The organism is Corynebacterium sputi DSM 45148, assembly GCF_000427865.1.
Classification (GTDB): Bacteria; Actinomycetota; Actinomycetes; order Mycobacteriales; family Mycobacteriaceae; genus Corynebacterium; species Corynebacterium sputi.
Genome location: NZ_ATYV01000013.1, coordinates 67,337 through 87,666 on the forward strand (window position 1 = coordinate 67,337; position 20,330 = coordinate 87,666).

The window sequence follows — 20,330 nt, forward strand, 5'->3', positions numbered from 1 at the left end:
CCTGAACCCGGGGATCTGCGTCAGGCCTTTTCCCGGGTTCCTACCTCCATTGCGGTTGCCGCAGCACATGTCGGTGGGCGTGCAGTGGGCATGGCCATCGGGTCCTTCACCACGATCAGTCTGGATCCAGGCATCGTGCAGTTCAGCGTTCAGACGACGTCCAATACGTGGCCGCTACTGCTGGAATCCCTGCAGATCGGTATCTCGGTGTTGGCAGAACAGCACCGGGATGTTGTGCGTCAGTTTTCAGGACCGGCCGATAAGCGTCTCGACGACGTTCGGTGGCACGCCACCGATGGAAATGCGGTTCTCGTTGAAGGTGCCTCGGCTCATTTCATCGGCTCGATTCTTCGCGTGATTCCGGTAGGAGACCACTTCGTGGCTCTCCTGGATGTCACGCACTGTGCCGTCATTGAAGAACCAGTCAGTCCGCTCGTCTTCCATGAATCGCGTGTCGATTCTTTGCCGCCCTTTTGGGAGCCAGTAAGGCTCAACCATGACAACGACCAACAGCACGTACTCCGGGAGCACGTCGGAAACGGCGCCTCGCGCAGCTGATTTAACAGGACCGGACGACGCCGACGAGAAGTCTTCGGCCGGCGATGTTTTACGTGGAACAAACTCCAAAGTTTCACGTGAAACATCGAAGGGAGAGGGAAGTGGGTAAAATGCCATAGCGCCTCACGTGACTCCGACCGTGAGCCGAAAAGGAGCGCACCGGCCTGCTCTGAAGAAGGCTGCTCGGAAACGACTGATTCAGGTATCTGTATTCGTTGGGGCCATCGCACTGTGGTGGGCGATCGCCCGCTTCGCGCAGATTGATCCCGTGATTCTTCCTGGGCCTGACGCCGTGGTCGGGGAAGTGATCGACGGCAATCGGTGTGTGGAATCAGCATCGGGATCCGGCCGGGTTAACTGTGGCGTCCAGGGTTACTTCCTGTGGCAGCACCTCCTAGCGACCGTCCAGCGAATTGCCGTGGGATTGGGCGCAGGAGTTCTTGTAGGAGTTCTGCTTGGCTGGGTGCTCGCGAGCAACAGCATCATCAGATCAGTGGTGGAGCCGTATGTGACTTTCCAGCGGGCACTGCCTCCCCTTGGCTACATCGGACTACTGATCGTGTGGTTCGGCATCGGAGGTACCTCGAAGATTGTCCTTCTGTTTCTGGCATCCTTCCCGGCCGTCGCCATCGCCACACTCACCGGAGTTATCGGAGTTCCAAAGTCCTGGGGGTTATCCGTGCAGACGCTCGGAGCGTCACGCTTCCAAGTGCTTCGAGACGTGACAGTTCCCGGCGCAGCGCCGTCGATCATCGTCGGTATTCGGCTGGCGGCAGGACTTGCCTGGGCGTCGATCGTCGCGGCGGAGATGAATGACGGAATCCCCGGTATCGGTGGGCTTGCTTATATCTCTGGTACTCAGCTCGACACAGCATTAACCATCGCTTGCATCGTGATCATTGGCATCACGGCTCTGGCATTCGACCAACTACTCGTGGCACTTGAGCGCAAGGTCGCTCCGTGGCAGGGAAAGCAGTGACCTCATGAATACGACACTTTCTCGGACTGCCTCCGTAATCGCAGTCTCCGCATTGGCGGTTTCCGCGCTATCCGCTTGCGTTGGGCCCCAGGCCGATCAACTCGCGAACTCCGGTGGCAATGGCAACTCAGACGCAGAGGGAAATGACGTCAACGCGGTCTGCCCAGTGGAGACCTCTGATGCCGACGGAGCCCTGCGAATTGCCCACCTTGGATCTGCTGAACCAGAGTCGTACATCCTCGATCAGGGTCTGGCCGAGGCGTGCTTCCCGAATGTCGACGTCTCCTGGACGAGGTACCCCACCGGTCCGGACATCGTGCAAGGCTTCGCCGCTCGGTCGGCGGACATTGGACTGCTCGGATCTACTCCGACTGCCAGGGCACTCAGCGAGCCGTTGAATCTGGACGTAATTGTCCCCGAGGTGAATTCGGTCATCGGAGCCGCAGAGGCACTCGTGGCCAAAGACGCTCAGTCAATCGAAGACCTCAAAGGCGGCCGCATTGGAGTCCCGTTCGGGTCCACATCGCACTACAGCCTCCTCAAGACACTCCAGGCGGAGGGGATTGATCCGGCCACCGACGTGGAACTGGTCAACCTGTCTCCGGATACGCTTCCGGCTGCCTGGAATTCACCGGACCTCGACGCTGCGTACGTCTGGAACCCAACACTGCAGATTCTCACTGACAGTGGCGGAACGACATTAGAGACGTCCGAAGAAGTGGGGGAGGAGGGCTCTCCGACCTTCAACCTCACGATCGTTGATCGTGGGTACTCAGAGCAGAATCCCGAGATTCTGGAGACCTGGCTGGACCTCAAGAACTGGGCTGCATCTCAGTACGTAGAGAACACTGATGAGTTCGTGGAGTCTGTCGCGGCGGCGTCAGGACTATCTATTGAGGACACCCGATTGCAACTGGAGGGTCTGAATATCATCCAGGGCGATCAACAGCGGGAGGAATTGGAGTCCGTGGCGACTGGTCTGTTCAGCACTGCCGAGTTCCTTTACAACGAGGACGAGATTCCGGCGGTGGCAGATGAAGCCCATTACCGAGACGCCGTAGTACTGCCTGAAGGAGGCCAATCATGATTCAGATCAGCGATGTGGGCCAAACCTTCATTACCGATGGAGGCGACCGAGTGGTGGCTTTGGATGACGTCACGCTGACGGTTGGTGACGGAGAAATTGTCACGCTGGTGGGACCGTCCGGTTGTGGAAAGTCGACTTTGCTCAACATCATCGCTGGTTTCCAGGAGCCAACCGGAGGAACGGTGACATCTGACGGAGAGGTAATCACTGGACCTGGGGTGGACAGGGGAGTGGTGTTCCAGAGTCCGCCGTTGCTGCCGTGGCTCTCGGCGGCTGGCAATGTCCCGTTGGCTGGGAAGTATGACGTCGGGAAAGGTGTTGGTACCTCGCGCATGAAGGAGCGTATCGACGACGCCATCAATGCCGTGGGTCTGAGCCACGCAGTAGACCGTTTGTCGCATGAGCTCTCTGGAGGAATGCGTCAGCGGACTCAGATCGCCAGAGTGTTGGCCGCAGACCCGGCGACCGTCTTGATGGATGAGCCGTTCGGCGCACTCGACCCATTCACCCGTGAGCAGCTTCAGGCGGAAGTGATCGGAGTGTGGCATCGGAGCCGGCCGACGATCATCTTTGTCACGCACTCAGTCGAAGAGGCACTTCTGATCGGTCACCGTGTGGTCGTGATGGCGACGGGGCCGGGCCGAATAATCCGAGATATCGAGGTCCCCGCGCGACTGCGAAGCACTGGGTATGGATCCGGGCACAGCCGGGAACAACTCCAAGGCAAACTGCGGGCGGCTGCAGCAGATCCGGAACTCGTCAAGCTCCGCAGGGAACTAACAGAGGCGGTTGCTGCGGCACACGTTGCCGCATGATGTTTCACGTGAAACACCTGGGGTACTACAGAGTGGTTGGGTCAGTATTGGCGCCGCAGAGGACGACGCACACCTTCTCGCCAACCGACGGAACGTAGGCGCCCTCAAGTGCCGCGAGTGCTGTCGCCGCTCCGTATTCGACGGCGATACGACGGTCCTTCCAGAGATTGGCGCGCGCTCGAATAATGTCGCCGTCGGACACGGTGATGGAGGAGGAGCTCTCTAGTTGAGTGGCATGAAGTGCGTATTGCGATGCACGGCGGGCGCCTAGGGAGTCAGCCGCTATGGAGTTCACCGGGATGTCGATAAGCTTCCCGGCCGCCAATGAGGCATTAAGGACCGCGGAGCCGTCGGGCTCGACCGCGACAGTTTGTATTCCATGGTGGTCTGCGGCCGTGGCAACGCCCGCGAAGAGTCCACCTCCACCGACTGCGACAACGATGGTGTCGATGTCTGGCACGTGAGTCCTGATGTCATCGACCAGAGTTCCGGCGCCAGCTGCGATGAGCGGATTGTCGTAGGCATGGGACGTCAACGCGCCGCTGGTAGCCGCGAAATCTTGGCACGCAGCATTGGCGTCTGCGTACTCCGAGCCAACTAGTTGAACATCTACGTCGTACGACCGCAGGCGTTCGATCTTTACCGTGGGAGCGGTAGTCGGGAGAAAGACCGTGGATGCGACCCCCAGTTCCTGGGCTGCCCATGCGCAGGCAAGCCCGGTGTTTCCTCCCGAGGCGATGGTGACTCCAGCATCGGGGAGCATCCCGGCGGCATGGTGAGCGCGCAGGAAGTTTTGTGCGCCCCGGGCCTTGAAAGAGCCGGTGTATTGCATGTACTCCAGTGCGAAGTGAAGGTCGTATTCGCCGGAGGCGCCAGGCTTTTCGACGCGCTCTGCGGGAGTCACCGTTACCGGCCGGACCCGACCCGCAATTCTCTCCGTAGCGTCGGAGATGTCGGAATAGGAGAGTGGGTCGGCGTCGGGATGTTTCACGTGAAACAGTCTAAGACTCTGTCGCGCGGTAGAAGCGAGCGGCGTTGTTCCAGAAGACATCCTCTACGTGATTGAAGCCAACAGCCTCTGCGAGCACGTCTAGGTCGGAACTATTGAACGGTCGCGCGGCTCGAGTTGAGGGGAGATCCGTACCGGCCATTAGTGCGGTTGGATCGACAGCCATGATGGCCTGAATGGTTTCTACCGGATCGATCTCTATCCGACCGAACCCAGTGGCTTTTACCTTGACGCCGTTCTCTACCAATCGCAGCAGAGTCGGCAGCCCCCCTCGATGCATTCCCAGGTGGTCAATACTGACGTTCGGAAGAGCTGTAAGGATTGACTCCAGATCGCCTAGTTCACGACTGTCGACGTATAACTCCGTGTGCCAGCCAACCAGATCATGAACGCGCCGGGCTAACGTTTCCAAGTCCTCCAAACCTGCGGACCCGCCTCGGCGGAGATTGAAACGAATGGCACGAATGCCGGCGGAGTTGAGGCTCCTGATCTCTGCATCAGTTGTCGAGACTGGGATCTGGGTGACTCCAACGAACCCCGGACCGAGAGCAGCCAAGGCATCAACGAGATAACCCTGATCAAATGCCTGGAAGGAACCGGATACAACCGCACCTCCGGCGACGTCGAGCCCCACCACTTGGTCGACATAGTCAGAAGCAAGAAATGGCTCGGGCATGAAGCCGTTGTTCTCCACTAAGGGATAGGCAGGGTCGATGATGTGGAAGTGGGCGTCAAAAAGTTGGGGCATGGACACCATGGTCCCCGTCTTGGCATTAGTCAGCCATCGATGTCACCGACACTGTGCAATACCGAGATAAGGACATCCGCGAACGCTGCATTAGCCGCGTTGTCTTGAATCGGCTGTAGACGCCTGACAGCATCTCGGATCGCAGTGTCCCGTGCCTCGCCGGACCGGTGGACAGGAACGCCCGCAACAGCAGCGTCGGCCACTGCCGCGATGGCGCAGATTGCAGGCATAGACCGCAGGTGACTGAGGTAGGACTCGCACACCTCGTCAGCAACGACAAGAACGTCCTCGGAGCTCAGCGATCGACCTAGTGGATCTGCCATCTCAGTCTCGATCCCGACGGACCCGGTTCTCTACTGCCCGGTACTCCGCCACATCGCGCCTGGCGAGGTCTCGCACCTCAGTGGTCCGCACGGTTCGGGCAGCAGTCTCCACGATGGCTCTGGTGGCTGCCTCCTGTTTGGACACGCCACGGAGTTGGGCGAGGAGGCTCAGAGCCTTGTCTTGTTCTGCAGTAAGTCTAAGAGTCATTGCCATGTGTCTGATCCGCCTTCCAGAATCACGGTGTGGCCCCCGAGTTGGTATCACGATGGTATCGAAAGGGACGTCGTAAAGCACTTTATGGGCTTCTGAGGCGCTTTTCGCGCCGTCACCGGGTAAGATGGGCCTGTCAACCGCTTTACAAGAACGAGGTGAACGAGTGAGCGACGATAACGGCTCCGGGATCATTCCCCACGATGTGATCCACCCGATCGACATCAACGAGGAAATGCAGTCCTCGTACATCGACTACGCGATGTCGGTCATCGTCGGACGTGCCCTTCCGGAGGTCCGCGACGGCATGAAGCCGGTGCACCGGCGCATCCTGTACGCGATGTTCGACAACGGCTACCGGCCCGACCGCAGCTACGTGAAGTCCGCCAAGCCCGTCGCCGACACCATGGGTAACTACCACCCGCACGGTGACTCGGCGATCTACGACACCCTGGTGCGCATGGCCCAGCCGTGGTCGATGCGCTACCCACTCGTCGACGGACAGGGAAACTTCGGTTCCCGCGGCGACGACGGCCCGGCCGCGATGCGTTACACGGAGTCCCGTCTCACGCCGCTGGCGATGGAGATGGTCCGCGACATCCGCGAGAACACCGTCGACTTCCAGCCGAACTACGACGGCAAGACCACTGAGCCGACGATCCTCCCGTCGCGCGTGCCGAGCCTGCTGATGAACGGCTCCGGCGGTATCGCCGTCGGTATGGCCACCAACATCCCGCCGCACAACCTCACCGAGGTCGGCGCAGCGATCAACTGGTGCCTGGAGAACCCCGAGGCCGACGAGAAGGACACGCTCGATGCGGTCATGTCTTTCATCAAGGGCCCCGATTTCCCGACGGCAGCCCAAATCGTCGGTGACTCCGGCATCAAGGACGCCTACACCACCGGCCGTGGTTCTATCCGCATGCGTGGCGTGACCACCATCGAGGAGGAGAACGGCCGGCAGCAGATCACCATTACCGAGCTGCCGTACCAGGTGAACCCGGACCGCCTCATCGCGAACATCGCCGAGCAGGTCCGCGATGGCCGCCTCGCCGGAATCTCCTCCATTGAGGATGAGACCGACCTGAAGTGGGGCATGCGCATCGTCGTGAAGCTCAAGCGCGATGCAGTGCCGCGCGTGGTGCTGAACAACCTGTACAAGCACTCGCAGCTGCAGACCAGCTTCGGCGCCAACATGCTGTCCATCGTTGATGGCGTGCCGCGCACCCTGCGAATCGACCAAATGGTGCGCCTGTACGTGGCCCACCAGATCGAGGTCATCGTCCGCCGTACCCAGTACCGCCTGGATGAGGCCGAAAAGCGCGCCCACATCCTCCGCGGACTGGTGAAGGCACTGGACGCACTGGACGAGGTCATTGCCCTCATCCGTCGTTCCTCCACCGTCGACATCGCTCGCACTGGCCTGATCGAGCTCCTTGACATCGATGAGGCCCAGGCAGATGCCATCCTCGCGATGCAGCTGCGCCGCCTGGCTGCCCTGGAGCGCCAGAAGATCATTGATGAACTCGCTGAGATCGAAGAGACCATCGCAGATCTGAAGGACATCCTGGCTAAGCCGGAGCGCCAGCGCTCCATCGTCCGTGATGAGCTGCAGGAGGTTATCGACAAGTTCGGCGATGAGCGCCGCACCGAAATCATCGGCTCTGTTGGCGACATCAGTGAAGAGGACCTGATCACCCGCGAGAACGTGGTCATCACGATCACCTCCACCGGCTACGCCAAGCGCATGAAGGTTGACTCCTTCAAGTCGCAGCGCCGCGGCGGCAAGGGCGTGCGGGGAGCGGACCTGAAGCAGGACGACATCATCCGTCACTTCTTCGTCTGCTCCACGCACGACTGGATTCTGTTCTTCACCAATGCCGGCCGGGTCTACCGGCTCAAGGCCTACGAGCTGCCGGAAGCAACCCGCAACGCTCGCGGCCAGCACGTGGCAAACCTGCTGGAGTTCCAGCCGGGGGAGAAGATTGCCGAAATCCTCCAGATCAGCTCCTACCAGGACGCCCCGTACCTGGTCCTGGCTACCCGCGAGGGCAAGGTCAAGAAGTCGCGCCTTGAGGACTACGACTCCGCACGGTCCTCCGGCCTGATCGCCGTCAACCTCAAGGACGGCGACGCCCTCATCGGCGCTCGCCTGTGCACCGGCGACGACGACCTGCTGCTGATCTCCCAGAAGGGCCAGTCCATCAGGTTCACCGCCTCTGACGATGCGTTGCGTCCGATGGGCCGCTCCACCGCTGGTGTCCTGGGCATGCGCTTCAAGGGTGACGACAAGCTACTCAGTATGGTCGTCGTCCGCGACGATCAGAACCTGCTGGTCGCTACGACCGGCGGCTACGGCAAGAAGACCCCGCTGGCCGAGTACTCGGTCCAGGGTCGCGGCGGCCAGGGCGTGCTCACCCTCAAGTACGACCCGAAGCGTGGCCCGCTGATGGGAGCACTGGTGGTCAGCAATGACGACGAGATCTTCGCCGTTACCTCCGCCGGAGACGTCGTCCGCACCCGCGTCGCAGAAGTTCGTGCGACCTCCCGTACGACAAAGGGCGTGCGCCTGGTCAATCTTGCGGAAGGCACCGAACTGCTCGCGATCGACCGTAATGTCGAGGACGAGGTGGAAGAGACCGCTGCAGCAGTCGCTGAAGGCGCTAATCCCACGCAGGTGTCGCTCAACCTGACCGACCGTAACGAGTAGGAGACCCACAATGGCCCGTGAAACGACACTTGTGGTTCGACGGATCGACCCGTTGTCGACCCTGAAGATTTCGGCGTCCCTGGGAGTCATCGGTTTCCTGGTGTGGATGATCGCCGCCGGCATCATCTACTTCGTGCTGAGCATGATGGGTGTGTGGAACAGTTTCGGCGAACTCGTCGGAGCGGAAATGCTCACTGCAGGGCCGATTCTCGGCGGCGCGGCAGGTGTCGGTGTTCTGTGGATGATCTTGTTCCCGGCGTTGCTGACGCTCGGTGCGGTCATCTACAACGCCTGCGCGGGCCTGGTCGGCGGCATCTCCGTCGTCCTGGGTGACAACAAGTAGGAGGCCGGGCTCTGCCCGGCGTCTCCCTCTACACCCCTCCACTGAACATCACCGGAATAACCGGTGACAGGTGGGGGAGTGGCTCCACATAAGTGCGCTTTTCGTTGTACTGAAAATGCTCGCTGTGCAGGGGATTTGTATTTGTTAGACGATGCGGGTTATCTTTAATCCCGGTTCACGGGCCTGTAGCTCAGGTGGTTAGAGCGCTTCACTGATAATGAAGAGGTCGGAGGTTCAAGTCCTCCTAGGCCCACCACTCCCGTTTCTTTTCGGAGAAGCAGGAGTTGAGGTTGGAAACGATCTCAGGACCAGGGGCTTTAGCTCAATTGGTAGAGCACCACCTTTGCAAGGTGGGGGTCAGGGGTTCGATTCCCCTAAGCTCCACAGTTCGTGGAAATCCCGGTCATTGCGACCGGGATTCTCTGCATTTCCAGCCCGCGCTATTCGCCCAGTCGGGGCTTTGGGTCGCTGCCTCGCCGGGGCTCCTTTCACTGCACCCTCCTTTCGTTTTTCGCATTATTGACGAATCCCTCTTTTATTTTCAGTCTCCATTAATATCTAATCTCCTGACCTGGGGTTACTGGATATGGACTGATCAAAGAAGGGGGATCTGTGTTCGGCGGCCTCAATGAAAAGGGGGTGCAGTCAACAGGCGGTCAAGGGGCAGTCAGCGGGCAGGTGACAATTGTGCAGGCCACAAGGCTGCGCCAACTGCAACAACACAGTCGGCGAACTCAGGCCTACCCTCGGCAGTGGTCGGTTCGTATATGAACGCGGCCCTTCGGACAGCTCACGAGCAGTACTACGAAGGGAAGATCTGATGAGCACGGCACGTACTGAAACAACGCGCACCTCCCACAGTGGCCTGACGCTGCCGAAGATCGGCTTCGGCACCTACAAGTTGAAGGGTGCAGAGGGCTCCGATGCGGTGGTGAGGGCAATCGACAAGGGATATACCCTCCTGGATTCGGCCTATAACTACGAGAATGAGGGAACCGTCGGTAATGCGGTGCAGGCCTCCTGGGTGAGCCGTGAGGATCTGATCGTCACCTCGAAGCTCCCGGGTCGCTACCAGAAGCATGATGATGCGCTGACCACGATCGAAGAGAGCGTTTACCGCACTGGTCTGGACTACATCGACCTGTACTTGATCCACTGGCCCAACCCGAACCAGGGCCTCTATGTAGAGGCCTGGGAAGCGATGATCGAAGCCCGCGAGCGTGGCCTCATCAAGGCCATCGGTGTGAGTAATTTCCTCCCGGAGCACCTAGAGACTCTGGAGAAGAAGACTGGCGTGCTTCCCGACGTCAACCAAATCGAACTCCACCCCTACTTCCCGCAGACTGAACAGTTGGCATACGACGCTGAACATGGAATCCTCACCGAGTCGTGGAGCCCCATCGGCCGGGGAAATGATCTCCTGGGCCGAAAGGACATTGGCAAAATCGCCGAGGCTCACAATGCCACCCCAGGACAGGTTGTTCTGGCATGGCATATTGCTCGTGGAGCCATTCCTATCCCGAAGGCGGCCTCGGACAAGCGGCAGTTGGAGAATCTCGCTGCCGTGGACATCGTGCTGGACCCGGCGGAAGTGGACGCCATCACTGCCCTCGGCAGCCCCGACGGACGCCTGAAGGATCAGGACCCGGCGGTCTACGAGGAGTTCTGATCTCCTAGCGCGTGCGCCCGCGGGCCCAAACGGGGGCAGAGACGAGTCTCACGGTCTCAGAGAGGTCTAAATATGGGGATCTGCTGGTAAAACGGTAAGAAAGTGCCGTTCTACACCGTTCACCAGCGATCGGAACAATCATGTTGCAGTGGTTCGTTGACAGTCCTCTTTTGACCATTTTCTTCTGCGTCGGTGTGGGCGCAGTGCTGGGAAGTATTCGGTTCGGACCGGTGTCTTTCGGTTCCGCGGGAGCACTGTTCGTGGCACTGGCACTGTCGGCGATCGAGCCCGATGTCGCCATATCGCCGCTGGTCACGAGCCTGGCACTATGTGTCTTCTGCTACATGGTCGGCGTTGCGGCAGGGCCCTCGTTCCTGGGTGCGCTGAAATCAGGATGGAAGATCGTCCTTGTGGTGGTCACGGCGATTGTGGCGATGGCGGGAGTTGCACTGGGCGTCGGGAAGGCGCTTGGTTTTGATATCGGTTTGATTGCTGGCGCCTTCGCAGGCACCGGCTCCTCGACGCCGGCTCTTGGTGCGGTTCAGCAGCAATTGGCGGGCGGTGGTGAGCCGCCGGCGGGCCCGGCGATTGGTTATGCCGTTGGATATCCGATCACGGTGTTGGTCACGATTTTGGCCTGCTCGTACCTCATGAGTGTTGGTCGGAAGCGGCCGACGGCAGAGGACAAGGAGGTTGTGCATCCGATCATCGTGCGGACTTTGCGCATGATCGGGAATCCGAAGATGACTGTCCGGGATCTGTCGGAACGCTACGACGCGGTCATTTCACGCCTCACTCGCAACGGCACCACCGTCGTGGCTGGTGCAAAAGAATCGCTTGACGACGGTGACCTTGTTACCGTCACCGCCCGCGCAGACGAGTACGAACGCGTGGCGGAGGACTTGGGAGAGTCGTCCGACCATGAACCGTGGATGGATCGCAGTGACATCGACTTTCGTCGTATCACCTTGTCGAATCCGAAGTATGTCAGTCGGCCGTTAAGTTCCCTCGGTTTAGAAGAGCGTTACGACGCCATGGCCAGCCGCGTGCGACGCGGCGACGTTGACTTCATTGCGACTCCGGAATTTGTCCTCCAGAGCGGTGACCGCATTCGCGTCACCGCGCACCGGTCGGATCTGAAGAAGATCGCGAAGGACTTGGGCGACTCCGAGCGCGCGGCTGGCGACATCAATGCCATTGGACTTGGCTTAGGCCTGACCATTGGTTTGTTGTTGGCATTCGTGCAGATTCCGTTGCCCGGCGGCGGAACCCTGACGCTGGGTACGGCGACGGCTCCACTGATCGCCGGTGTTGTCCTCGGCGCGATCGGCAGGACCGGTCCGGTGGTGTGGACGCTGCCTCCAGGAGTGTCGAACACGCTCAATCAGTTTGCTCTCGTGGTGTTCTTGGTGGGTGTGGGAACCGGTGCTGGCTCCGGACTCGTGACTGCGCTGGCCGATGAGGCGCTGCCATTGATCGGGCTGATTTTGTCGATCACGCTGGTCCACGCACTGGTGTGTGTCGTTGGACTGCGATCGGTGCTGGGACTAGGTACGGCGAATGCGCTGGGCGGCATTACCGGTTCTCAGTTGAACCCTGCTCCGTACGCTTACGCGATGGGAAAGGTCCCGGACCAGCGACTGGCCATCACTTACGCGATGCTGTTCCCAGTGAGCATGATCTTGAAGGTGCTCGTCGCGCAGCTCATGATTGTGTTCTTCTGATCTGATGCCGGGGATTCAGCGACCGGTGTCGATCGGTGCGGTGGCAGGTATGCGCACTGTGAACGTTGTGCCTTGCCCTAAGGCGCTTTCCACCGCGATGGTTCCATGATGGCCTTGGAGGACGACACTGGCGATGGTGAGGCCAAGCCCGAGGCCCGGAATCGTTGACTCCCGGACCTCTGTGGTGCGGAAGAACCGGTCGAAGACTCGGAGCCTGTCCTCCTCGGTCATTCCCCGCCCGGTATCGCTGATGCACACCTCGAGATTATCGCTGTCCTTGCGGCACGTCGCCGTGACGGTGTCACCAGCCGAGGAGTACTTGATCGCATTGGTGATGAGGTTGTCGAAGACCTGGTGCATCCGAGATGGATCAAATTCACTGGTCAGATCCTGGGTTGTCCCATCGACAAGAGTGATCCCAGCTGCCTCCGCCTGGGGTTTCGCAGCAATGAGGCTGGATCGCACAACGGTAGATAGATCCGCGGGCAGCGGGTGGATCGATGGTCGAGACGCCGTTGTTAGTAGATCAGAGACTCGGTGCAGGAGGCGTTCCGCATTGCGCTCGACGACCTGCAGATTCGCTATCAGATCGGCCGGTACTGGCTCACTTTCTGCGGTTTCCTATGCAAGGTCGACATACCCCAGGATCGACGTCAAAGGGGTGCGGAGTTCGTGGCTGACGCGGTGCAGGAAGTCATCTTTGGCTTCGAGGGCATCCATCAGTTCGGTGACATCATTGAAAACAATGACTGAACCTGCGTACGAACCATCCGGAGCTTCCATCCTGCTGGCAGACACTGAGAGAGCTCGGGGATACCTCTCACCGATCCAGACCAACTGGTTTGCCACTGGGTTGCCGTCGATGGCCCGGCGTACCGGACGGTCTTCTGCATTGAGCGGCGTGGTTTTGTCCGAGGAGAAGAGGAGGAGCTGATCTTCGCCGGGATCGCTGATGGTTTCTGGGATTCCTAGCTGGTGAAGTTCCCGCTGGTGGCTGTTCATCAGGACGCCATGGCCACCACCGTCGACGACGAGTACTCCGGTGGGCACAGCCTCGATGACTGTGTTGAGCAGCTGGGCCTGGCGCAGACTGGCGTCTGCAGAGGTTCGCAGCTCCGCGTCCATCGCTTGTAGTTCCCGCTGTTGGGTGTGGATGCTGTTGCTGACGCCGGCAGTGAAAATGCCCACGACACAGAGAATCGCGGGCACGAGAATCGGCCCAAGGAACGCGTTTGGTGAGATCACGTCGATGTCTACAGCGAGCGGAGCCCAGACGATCAGGAGTGTCGCGCTGAAGTTGAGGACGTGAATCCAGCGTTTGTCATGGGAGAACCACGAGATCCAAATGCCGCGAACTGGGCGCGCTGGCCGGTGGTGAGGAACGAGGAAATGATGCCACGGCTGGACTTGTGATCAACGGTGTAGATCGCGGAGATGCCGCCGATGTGGGACTCAGAACGGGCCTCTTGCTCCAGGCGCTCTACGGCGTCGTACTCCAAAATGGTGTCGCCGTCGACGCCGAGGAGGTAGTCGAAACTGTCGCACACCTTGGAGAAACCGTAGTTGAGGGCGCCGACTTTCTTCTCGGCGTTCTCACCGATGTCGTGAACGAACACGTAGGTGGAGAACGTCTCGAGCACATGGCCGGTGCCTTCACCGGTGCGCAGGTGCTCGCCAGCGTAGGTCCGGGCGATCGCGAAGGTGCGGTCAGTGGTGTTGCTGATGACCACGTGGATCACCTCAGGCGGACGAGACTGGGTCAGCAGCGAATCCAGAACTGAAGCGATCGAGTCTTCCTCGTTGTATGCCGGAATGGCACAGGCGATCGAGGTATGCGGCCGGGTGCTGGACACCGACCCCTGCGAGGTGATGGTGACGAACCCGTTGTCCGTGGTCACCGGGGTTGTCCCTTAATGGTGGGACAGCGACCTCAAGAATCGGTGCGGTCAAGACGCAGGATTACCGCAGGAAAGAGGAATGATGAGCCGAAGGCTCTAGAAGACTTGGCGGATGTTGGCCTTTGCCAGGTCGATTAGCTCGGAGCCGCGACCGTCCAGGACGGTGCGGACGGCGAAGAGGGCGAAGCCCTCAGCCTGTTCCTTCTCGATGGACGGAGGAATGGTGAGCTCCTGGCGTTCGACGACGACGTCGAGAAGCGCTGGTCCATCATGCGCCAGGAACTCATCGATTGCCTTGTCGAGGTCCTTCGGATCCTCTACCCGGATCCCCTTGATCCCGAGAGCGTTGGCGACAGCCGCGAAGTCAGGGTTGGACAGGTCGGTGGCGTAGTTCACGAAGCCGGCGGCCTTCATCTCCAGCTCGACGAAGTTGAGGGAGTCATTGTTATAGACCACGGTCTTCACCGGCAGTTTGTTCTGGGTGACGGTGAGCAATTCGCCCATCAGCATCGACAGTCCACCGTCGCCGGCGAGGGCGATCACCTGGCGATCTGGGTAGGCAATCTGGGCGCCGATGGACTGGGGAAGGGCATTGGCCATCGAGCCGTGCGTGAAGGAACCAATGAGTCGACGGCGACCGTTCATGTCCAGGTGCCTGGCCGCCCACATCACCGGCGAGCCGACGTCCGGAATGAACACCGCATCATCCGCAGCCTTGTCATTGATGAGAGCAGTGAGGTGCTGCGGGTGGATCCGCTTGCGGTCGGGCTTCTCTAGGTCCTTCAAGTTCTTGAGAGTCTTGCCGTGGTGCTTGAGCACCTTGTCCAGGTGCTTCGAGCTCTTATTGACCTGGAGCTTCGGCAGGAGCGCTGCCACGGTTTCCTTGACCGTGCCAACCAACGGGTGATCGACGCTGACCCGTCGTCCGATCTGCCCACCACGGACATCGACCTGGATGACCGTGGCTCCTTCTGGATAGAACTGCGGGTACGGGAAGTCCGTGCCGAGCATGATGAGCGTCTCCGCTTCGATCAGGGCGTGGTACCCGGAGGTGATACCCAGCAGGCCGGTCATGCCCACGTCATAGGGATTGTCGTACTCCACGTGCTCTTTGCCACGCAGCGCGTGCACGACTGGGGCCTGCAGCTTCTCTGCGAGGTTCACCAACTCGTCATGTGCTCCGGCCGCTCCGGCACCAGCCAGGATGGTGACCTTGGAGTTTCCGTTGATCGCGTCGGCGGCAGCCTGAAGTGCCTCGTCATCAGGAAGGATGGAAGAGGTGGTTGGCAGAATCGTCTGCGGCTTCGCGTCGGTCTTTCCGGTTAGCACGTCGCCGGGAATGACAAGAACAGCCGGGCCGGATTGGGAAAGCGCCTCCCGCATCGCAATCCGCAGTAGCCGGGGAAGCTGCTCTGGTTGCGAGACGTACTCGGTGTAGACGCTCGATTCGCGGTACAGGTCCTGTGGATGGGTCTCCTGGAAATACCCAGTGCCGATCTCTGGGGTGGGGATGTGTGCGGCCAGCACCAGCATCGGAACCCTGGAACGCTTCGCGTCGTAGACACCATTGATCAGGTGCAAGTTGCCGGGACCGCAGGAGCCGGCGCAGACAGCAATCCGGCCGGTCAGCGCGGCATCAGCGGACGCGGCGAAAGCAGCGGATTCCTCATGTCGGACGTGTACCCAGTCCACCTCGTCGGTTGTCCGCAGGGCGTCGGTGAATCCATTGAGTGAATCTCCGGGCAGTCCGTAGACGCGGTTAACTCCGCTGGCGGCGAGAGTATCGACGATGTGCTTTGCGACGGTGGGCATGGCATTCCTTTCCCCGATCCAGGAAGGAGCGTCCGGCGATGGGGCCTTAAGGGCCACGCTTAACGACGTAAAGAGCGCCCACCTCGACACTCCTTAGCCAGTGGTCCGAGGCCGCCTCGCCGGTGCGATCCTCTTCCGGCGCCACCATACGCCGGTTTATTGACGTCGGCCGCTGAGTAGGTGGCCATAGAGACCGAGAGCATCAGGATGACGCACGAGGACTCACTGCAAGTGGTCTCTAGGCGGCACCACATCAAATAGGGGCCTGTAGCAAAGTTGCTATTTGATGTGAGGCGTCGTTTCTATCAATTACAGGAGGAGTGAGTTGGGCCCTGACTATCCAGTCCGGCCCAAGTCCCATGACTCCAGTCGACGTAGGAGGCTGATCTTCTTCTCCGTGTGTGTCTGCATCCGTTGCAAGATGTCCGCCAGGGTGCTGACGGCGGTGACGATGAACGGGCCCTTGTTCAGCATCACGACTTCCGCCTGCTGAGCCTCGGCGGCGTCGGTAACCTCCGCGCGGGTGGGAAGACCCTTCTTGGCCAGCTGTTCCAGCACCTGGGTTGCCCAGATGACGGGGACACCGGCGGATTCGCAGAGCCACAGGATCTCCTGCTGCACCTCAGCCATCCGTTCGAAGCCGATCTCCACTGCGAGATCTCCGCGGGCGATCATCACGCCCACGCTGGGCCAGCGCATTGCGGCGAGGAGAATCTGGGGGAGGTTCCGAAACGCCCGCAGTGTTTCGATCTTGAGGACCAGCCCAAAGTCGCGGTCAGCGGCAGGGGAGTCCCGCAGCAGATCAATGACTTCTTGGACATCTTCGGCGGTGTTCACAAATGACACGTTCACGATGTCCGCGTGCTTGGCGACGAACTTGAGGTCCCGCCTATCCTTGTCCGTCAACGCAGATACCGGCAGTTCGGTATCGGGTACGTTGATGCCCTTCTCCGCCTTCAATTTTGATCCGCCGGGAGCAGTGCGGTCGATCCGAACGTCGATCCGATCTGTGCTGACGAGGACCGCGGTGCCCTCGATAGAGCCATCGTCGAAAAGTACTCGTTCACCAGGCTCAACGGCATCGAATACCTCCGGCAATGTGCAGCCCACCCGCGCCGGGCCAATTGGAGTGACCGGTTGAGGGTCTGTGGTCCTGAGCAGCTGAAGTGTCTCACCTTCATGAAGGCGAAGAGCCTGCTCCATCGCGGGCAGTGCTGCAATGGTGAGGGAGGAGTCTGCAGCCCCATCGGTATGCAGCCCGACACCTTCGGTCACATACGTCGTCTTCGCGGTGCTGACCAACACTCCGCCTGCACCGCGATACAGGATGGGGAGGCGTCGCTTGGAGCCGCGGGCGTCGATAAGCCGCAGTTCTGAGCCCGGGGCCAATGACCGGCGTTCCAAATCAGCAGTGCACGTCACCGGGACGACTGTGGCCTCAGCAGCGATGTCACCGAAGCCTGTCGCTTGCAGGTTTTCCAGATCGATACCCGCGGGGCCGGGCTGGTCCGTCAGCCCCAGCCAGACGTACGCGGGGACGAGCACCCGACCGTAGGTATCCCGACTCGGCTTAATCTTCACCACGCCAGGCGCTGGCAGGAAGGGCCCAGTGCGAAGTTTCGGTCCGCCCAGATCCATGCTGACTCGCACTGGACGCTCGGCGCGCTTGGCCTCACTACGGGCGAGGCCGATGATGGATTCCCAGGTCTCCGGGTCATCGTGGGCACAATTCACCCGGATCAAGTTCATACCTGCGGCAACCAGGTCTCGCAGGAGCGGCCGGTTGTGGGATGCCTCCGAGGGCATCGTCACCATGATTCGGGTGTAGCGATCTTCCGGTGCAGGGCCAAAACAACGAATAGCAGCAGTATCGAGCCTCGCCGGTCCGTCGATCACCCCATCTGCGTCGGTGTCCAGCCCGGGATCTGCCGGTTCTTCTGCAGTGCCTTCCGAGACCACCCGCGCGGCATTGCGGATGGCGTTGATGGTTGGCAGCACGTGCGGTTCAACTCGCCCGAGGCTGGAAAAACCATGCAGCGACAATCCGGCCTGAATTGGCCGCAGGTCGCGGCGGCGCAGAGTCACGTAATGGATCAGGTTGCGGGCGTTGTCGGTCCACTCCGGTGCAACCGCCGTGATGTCCTCCGCATGGAGTTTTCCGGCGGAGATCAGCGCGGCATTGATGTCGTCGAGCTGCTCACGGAGCCACGGCAGCTGGTCGCCGGGCTCAGGTAGAGAAGACGCGACAGAGGATTTGTCGTTCATCACTGACTCCCCGAGTTGTTGTGGAATCGCGCTGTCTGTTCACCTTCAAGGTTACGGTGACCAGCGGAAACCTGCATTGCGAGAAGCCGGTGGGTGTAGTCCAGTCGCCCTGATCGGGCCGGAAACCATGATTGAATGGAAGTGACGTGCATTACATCGGAGGTAAGCCATGACTGACCACAGTTCGACGACAGATGCAGCCGGCTCAGGGGCGCACACGGAGCAGTTCCGCGATATCTCCGCACGGACGGTCGCCGGTACACCCCTCGACGCAGTTGTCTATGCCGACCGCAATGGCATCATCCGACTATGGAACTCTGCGGCGCAGAATATCTTCGGTTTCACTGAGGAAGAGGCGGTGGGGCAGTCCCTCGACCTGATCATCCCGGAGAAACACCGCACACCTCACTGGGCCGGGTGGGACAAGGTTCTCCAGACCGGACACACCTCGTACGGTCACGAACCACTGACGGTGCCGGGCCTCAACGCCGCTGGTGAACGGATCTCATTGTCGTTTTCCATCACGATCCTGACCGACGGAGATGGTCAGATTGAGGGCATCGCGGCAGTCCTGCATGACGTGAGTGAGCAGTGGGATAAACAACGTGCTTTACGACGTCGAGTTCGTGACCTCGAACGCCAAATCCGCGACCTCGGCGCAGAACCGGTGGATCAGCCGAGCTGACGGTCGTAGAACTCGATGATGTCGGTGGGGAAGCCGTCCCAGTCTTCGTCGTCGGTCTCCATCGCGTCGCCGGCGATGTAGCGCTGCAATGTGTCCAAGATCAGGTGCCAGCCCACGGCGAAATCCACTGCGGCATCTCGGACGATGGCGCTGTGCGTGAGAACCACCGTCGTTCCTGATCCGGTGGATTGGAACTGCCACAGGACCGTCGAATCCGGCAGGCCTTCCCACCTCCACGTGTGCTCGAGCATCGCAGTGGAGTCGGTGGCCTCGACTAAGTCGGCCATTTCAGTTGATGATCCTGGGCCTAGGGAATTGAGGGGCAGCGCTGAGGTGACGGTGCCGGTCGCTTGGCCTTCTTCGCCGAAATCGTAGCGAACGTGACCACCGGACTCAGGTTGGATTTCGCTTCCCGGGAGCCACGTGGACATCTGGGCGGGATCGGTCAGTGCGGCCCACGCATGGGCGATTGATCCCGGGATTTCCCGGCGGAAGGAGACTCGGACGGCACCGTCGTCGCTGGTTCCGAGGGTGCCGGCACCGGTGGGGGCATTGGCGGGAGTCTGTCGATCGTCCATACCCCAAACGTAGCGATGTTCCTCTGACCTGGCAGTGAGTCCGTATCACCGGGAACGGAATCTACGGGCAAAGCAGGTGGGAGATTCCCCAAAGTGCTCGGTGAAGGCCCTCCGAAACGACGTCACGTTTGTGTAGCCGACTCGGTGCGCCACCGCAGCCACCGACGTGTCCGCCCGTAGTAGTTCTATTGCCGTGGTCATCCGTGCCCGGATCCGCCACTGGCGGACGGTAGTTGCTGTCTCGGCGAGGAACCGTCGTTCGATTGTTCTGGGGGAGACGTGCACCGATGCCGCCAGTTCTGCGACGCTCCGGACATCACCGGGATTGAAGAGGATCGTCTCCGCCACGGCACGGGCCTCCGGGGAGCTGGGCAACGGAAGGTTCGTATCGCCAGGAGAGGAGCCCTCGATGATCGACAGGATCTGACGGGTCAGGTCTGGTGGTGGGGAAATGTCGATGGTCTGTGCCACGTGGAGGGCATGCATCAGCCGGCTGAGGGGTTCGTCCACGGAGACGATCGTCAGCTTGGACAGTGTCGTGGCTAGGTCGACAACCGGAAACGCAAGAGCGGTAACTACCGAGTTTTCCCGCACGGTGAAATTGTGTCGAGTCCCGACCGGGATCCACAGGGCGTGGTGGTTCGCCCCGGGTTTAATGGAGGGTAAGAAATTGGAAAAGGAAACCTTCACATGCCCGTCAAGTACACCCCGGAGCTCAAGCAGCGTGCTGTAGAACTCGTGCTCCGCGCCCAAGCCGATCCGGCAACCGCCCACGGCGCGGTCACCCGCATCGCCAATGAGCTCGGCCTCAGCAAAGAATCCCTGCGCGTCTGGGTCCGCAACCACAAACAATCCGGCGCCGACAGCCCCGCTGAATCCCTCGACCTGGAAGCAGAAAACCGCAGACTACGAGTCG

Annotated in this window: 21 protein-coding genes and 2 tRNA genes; 12 read left to right on the forward strand and 11 right to left on the reverse strand. The window is 60.4% G+C overall.

Annotation, left to right across the window (positions count from 1 at the left end; all coding sequences use genetic code 11):
• Positions 1 to 15 precede the first annotated feature (15 nt).
• From YWU_RS15900 to YWU_RS0108285, 4 genes are all read left to right on the forward strand, one after another.
• Positions 16 to 558, forward strand: coding sequence for a flavin reductase family protein (locus YWU_RS15900; RefSeq protein ID WP_084141983.1), 543 nt, complete (start codon positions 16 to 18; stop codon positions 556 to 558).
• A 139-nt stretch (positions 559 to 697) separates the two neighbouring features.
• Positions 698 to 1,537: an ABC transporter permease gene (locus tag YWU_RS0108275; RefSeq protein ID WP_240484092.1), complete on the forward strand. Its 840-nt coding sequence runs from the start codon at positions 698 to 700 to the stop codon at positions 1,535 to 1,537.
• A gap of 4 nt (positions 1,538 to 1,541) precedes the next feature.
• Positions 1,542 to 2,624 (forward strand): taurine ABC transporter substrate-binding protein, encoded by a 1,083-nt coding sequence (locus YWU_RS0108280; protein WP_034647505.1) that lies wholly within the window; start codon positions 1,542 to 1,544, stop codon positions 2,622 to 2,624.
• A complete protein-coding gene (locus tag YWU_RS0108285) occupies positions 2,621 to 3,439 on the forward strand; it encodes an ABC transporter ATP-binding protein (RefSeq protein WP_027020112.1) in 819 nt (272 codons plus the stop codon). Before YWU_RS0108280 ends, YWU_RS0108285 begins: the two co-directional genes overlap by 4 nt.
• Positions 3,440 to 3,464: 25 nt before the next feature.
• On the opposite strand, the gene YWU_RS0108290 is transcribed toward YWU_RS0108285, so the two are convergent.
• Genes YWU_RS0108290 through YWU_RS0108305 form a run of 4 tightly spaced genes read right to left on the reverse strand, consistent with a single transcriptional unit; the run spans position 3,465 to position 5,733 of the window.
• On the reverse strand, positions 3,465 to 4,430 hold the full coding sequence (locus YWU_RS0108290) for a threonine/serine dehydratase (protein WP_034647507.1): 966 nt from the start codon (positions 4,428 to 4,430) through the stop codon (positions 3,465 to 3,467).
• A 10-nt stretch (positions 4,431 to 4,440) separates the two neighbouring features.
• Positions 4,441 to 5,196, reverse strand: coding sequence for an amidohydrolase family protein (locus YWU_RS0108295; RefSeq protein WP_027020114.1), 756 nt, complete (start codon positions 5,194 to 5,196; stop codon positions 4,441 to 4,443).
• Positions 5,197 to 5,225: 29 nt separating this feature from the next.
• Complete coding sequence (locus YWU_RS15905; protein WP_051260185.1) at positions 5,226 to 5,519, reverse strand: hypothetical protein; 294 nt, start codon at positions 5,517 to 5,519, stop codon at positions 5,226 to 5,228.
• A 1-nt stretch (position 5,520) separates the two neighbouring features.
• Positions 5,521 to 5,733, reverse strand: a complete 213-nt coding sequence (locus YWU_RS0108305) for a hypothetical protein (RefSeq protein WP_027020115.1) — start codon at positions 5,731 to 5,733, stop codon at positions 5,521 to 5,523.
• A gap of 163 nt (positions 5,734 to 5,896) precedes the next feature.
• Here YWU_RS0108305 and gyrA point away from each other — a divergent pair, with 163 nt between their 5' ends.
• The 6 genes from gyrA (at position 5,897) to YWU_RS0108335 (ending at position 12,176) form a co-directional block, all read left to right on the forward strand.
• Positions 5,897 to 8,440 carry a DNA gyrase subunit A gene (gene gyrA, locus YWU_RS0108310; RefSeq protein ID WP_027020116.1) on the forward strand — a complete coding sequence of 848 codons (2,544 nt, stop codon included), beginning with the start codon at positions 5,897 to 5,899 and terminating at the stop codon, positions 8,438 to 8,440.
• Between the two features lie 10 nt (positions 8,441 to 8,450).
• Positions 8,451 to 8,783: a DUF3566 domain-containing protein gene (locus YWU_RS0108315; protein ID WP_027020117.1), complete on the forward strand. Its 333-nt coding sequence runs from the start codon at positions 8,451 to 8,453 to the stop codon at positions 8,781 to 8,783.
• A gap of 179 nt (positions 8,784 to 8,962) precedes the next feature.
• Positions 8,963 to 9,039, forward strand: a tRNA-Ile gene (locus YWU_RS0108320).
• 55 nt (positions 9,040 to 9,094) lie between these two features.
• Positions 9,095 to 9,167: transfer RNA gene (locus tag YWU_RS0108325), tRNA-Ala, on the forward strand.
• Between the two features lie 436 nt (positions 9,168 to 9,603).
• Positions 9,604 to 10,452 (forward strand): aldo/keto reductase, encoded by an 849-nt coding sequence (locus YWU_RS0108330; RefSeq protein WP_027020118.1) that lies wholly within the window; start codon positions 9,604 to 9,606, stop codon positions 10,450 to 10,452.
• 170 nt (positions 10,453 to 10,622) lie between these two features.
• Complete coding sequence (locus YWU_RS0108335) at positions 10,623 to 12,176, forward strand: aspartate:alanine exchanger family transporter (protein WP_240484093.1); 1,554 nt, start codon at positions 10,623 to 10,625, stop codon at positions 12,174 to 12,176.
• Positions 12,177 to 12,191: 15 nt separating this feature from the next.
• Here YWU_RS0108335 and YWU_RS17560 read toward each other — a convergent pair whose 3' ends face one another.
• From YWU_RS17560 to YWU_RS0108355, 5 genes are all read right to left on the reverse strand, one after another.
• Positions 12,192 to 12,641, reverse strand: a complete 450-nt coding sequence (locus YWU_RS17560) for a sensor histidine kinase (protein ID WP_051260186.1) — start codon at positions 12,639 to 12,641, stop codon at positions 12,192 to 12,194.
• A 156-nt stretch (positions 12,642 to 12,797) separates the two neighbouring features.
• On the reverse strand, positions 12,798 to 13,421 hold the full coding sequence (locus YWU_RS17565; RefSeq protein WP_051260187.1) for a histidine kinase dimerization/phospho-acceptor domain-containing protein: 624 nt from the start codon (positions 13,419 to 13,421) through the stop codon (positions 12,798 to 12,800).
• 32 nt (positions 13,422 to 13,453) lie between these two features.
• Positions 13,454 to 14,074, reverse strand: a complete 621-nt coding sequence (locus YWU_RS15915) for a glycosyltransferase family 2 protein (RefSeq protein ID WP_027020120.1) — start codon at positions 14,072 to 14,074, stop codon at positions 13,454 to 13,456.
• Positions 14,075 to 14,170: 96 nt separating this feature from the next.
• Positions 14,171 to 15,886: a ubiquinone-dependent pyruvate dehydrogenase gene (gene poxB / locus YWU_RS0108350; RefSeq protein ID WP_027020121.1), complete on the reverse strand. Its 1,716-nt coding sequence runs from the start codon at positions 15,884 to 15,886 to the stop codon at positions 14,171 to 14,173.
• Between the two features lie 336 nt (positions 15,887 to 16,222).
• A complete protein-coding gene (locus tag YWU_RS0108355; protein ID WP_027020122.1) occupies positions 16,223 to 18,151 on the reverse strand; it encodes a pyruvate kinase in 1,929 nt (642 codons plus the stop codon).
• Between the two features lie 169 nt (positions 18,152 to 18,320).
• Here YWU_RS0108355 and YWU_RS15920 point away from each other — a divergent pair, with 169 nt between their 5' ends.
• A complete protein-coding gene (locus YWU_RS15920) occupies positions 18,321 to 18,836 on the forward strand; it encodes a PAS domain S-box protein (protein ID WP_084141987.1) in 516 nt (171 codons plus the stop codon).
• On the opposite strand, the gene YWU_RS15925 is transcribed toward YWU_RS15920, so the two are convergent.
• The gene (locus tag YWU_RS15925) at positions 18,824 to 19,414 is read right to left on the reverse strand and encodes an SRPBCC domain-containing protein (protein ID WP_051260188.1); all 591 of its coding nucleotides are present in this window, start codon (positions 19,412 to 19,414) and stop codon (positions 18,824 to 18,826) included. The genes YWU_RS15920 and YWU_RS15925 overlap by 13 nt on opposite strands.
• A gap of 45 nt (positions 19,415 to 19,459) precedes the next feature.
• Complete coding sequence (locus YWU_RS17570; RefSeq protein ID WP_156892769.1) at positions 19,460 to 20,008, reverse strand: helix-turn-helix domain-containing protein; 549 nt, start codon at positions 20,006 to 20,008, stop codon at positions 19,460 to 19,462.
• A gap of 96 nt (positions 20,009 to 20,104) precedes the next feature.
• Here YWU_RS17570 and YWU_RS17900 point away from each other — a divergent pair.
• On the forward strand, positions 20,105 to 20,330 hold a 226-nt coding region (locus tag YWU_RS17900; RefSeq protein WP_034647558.1), incomplete at its 3' end, for a transposase.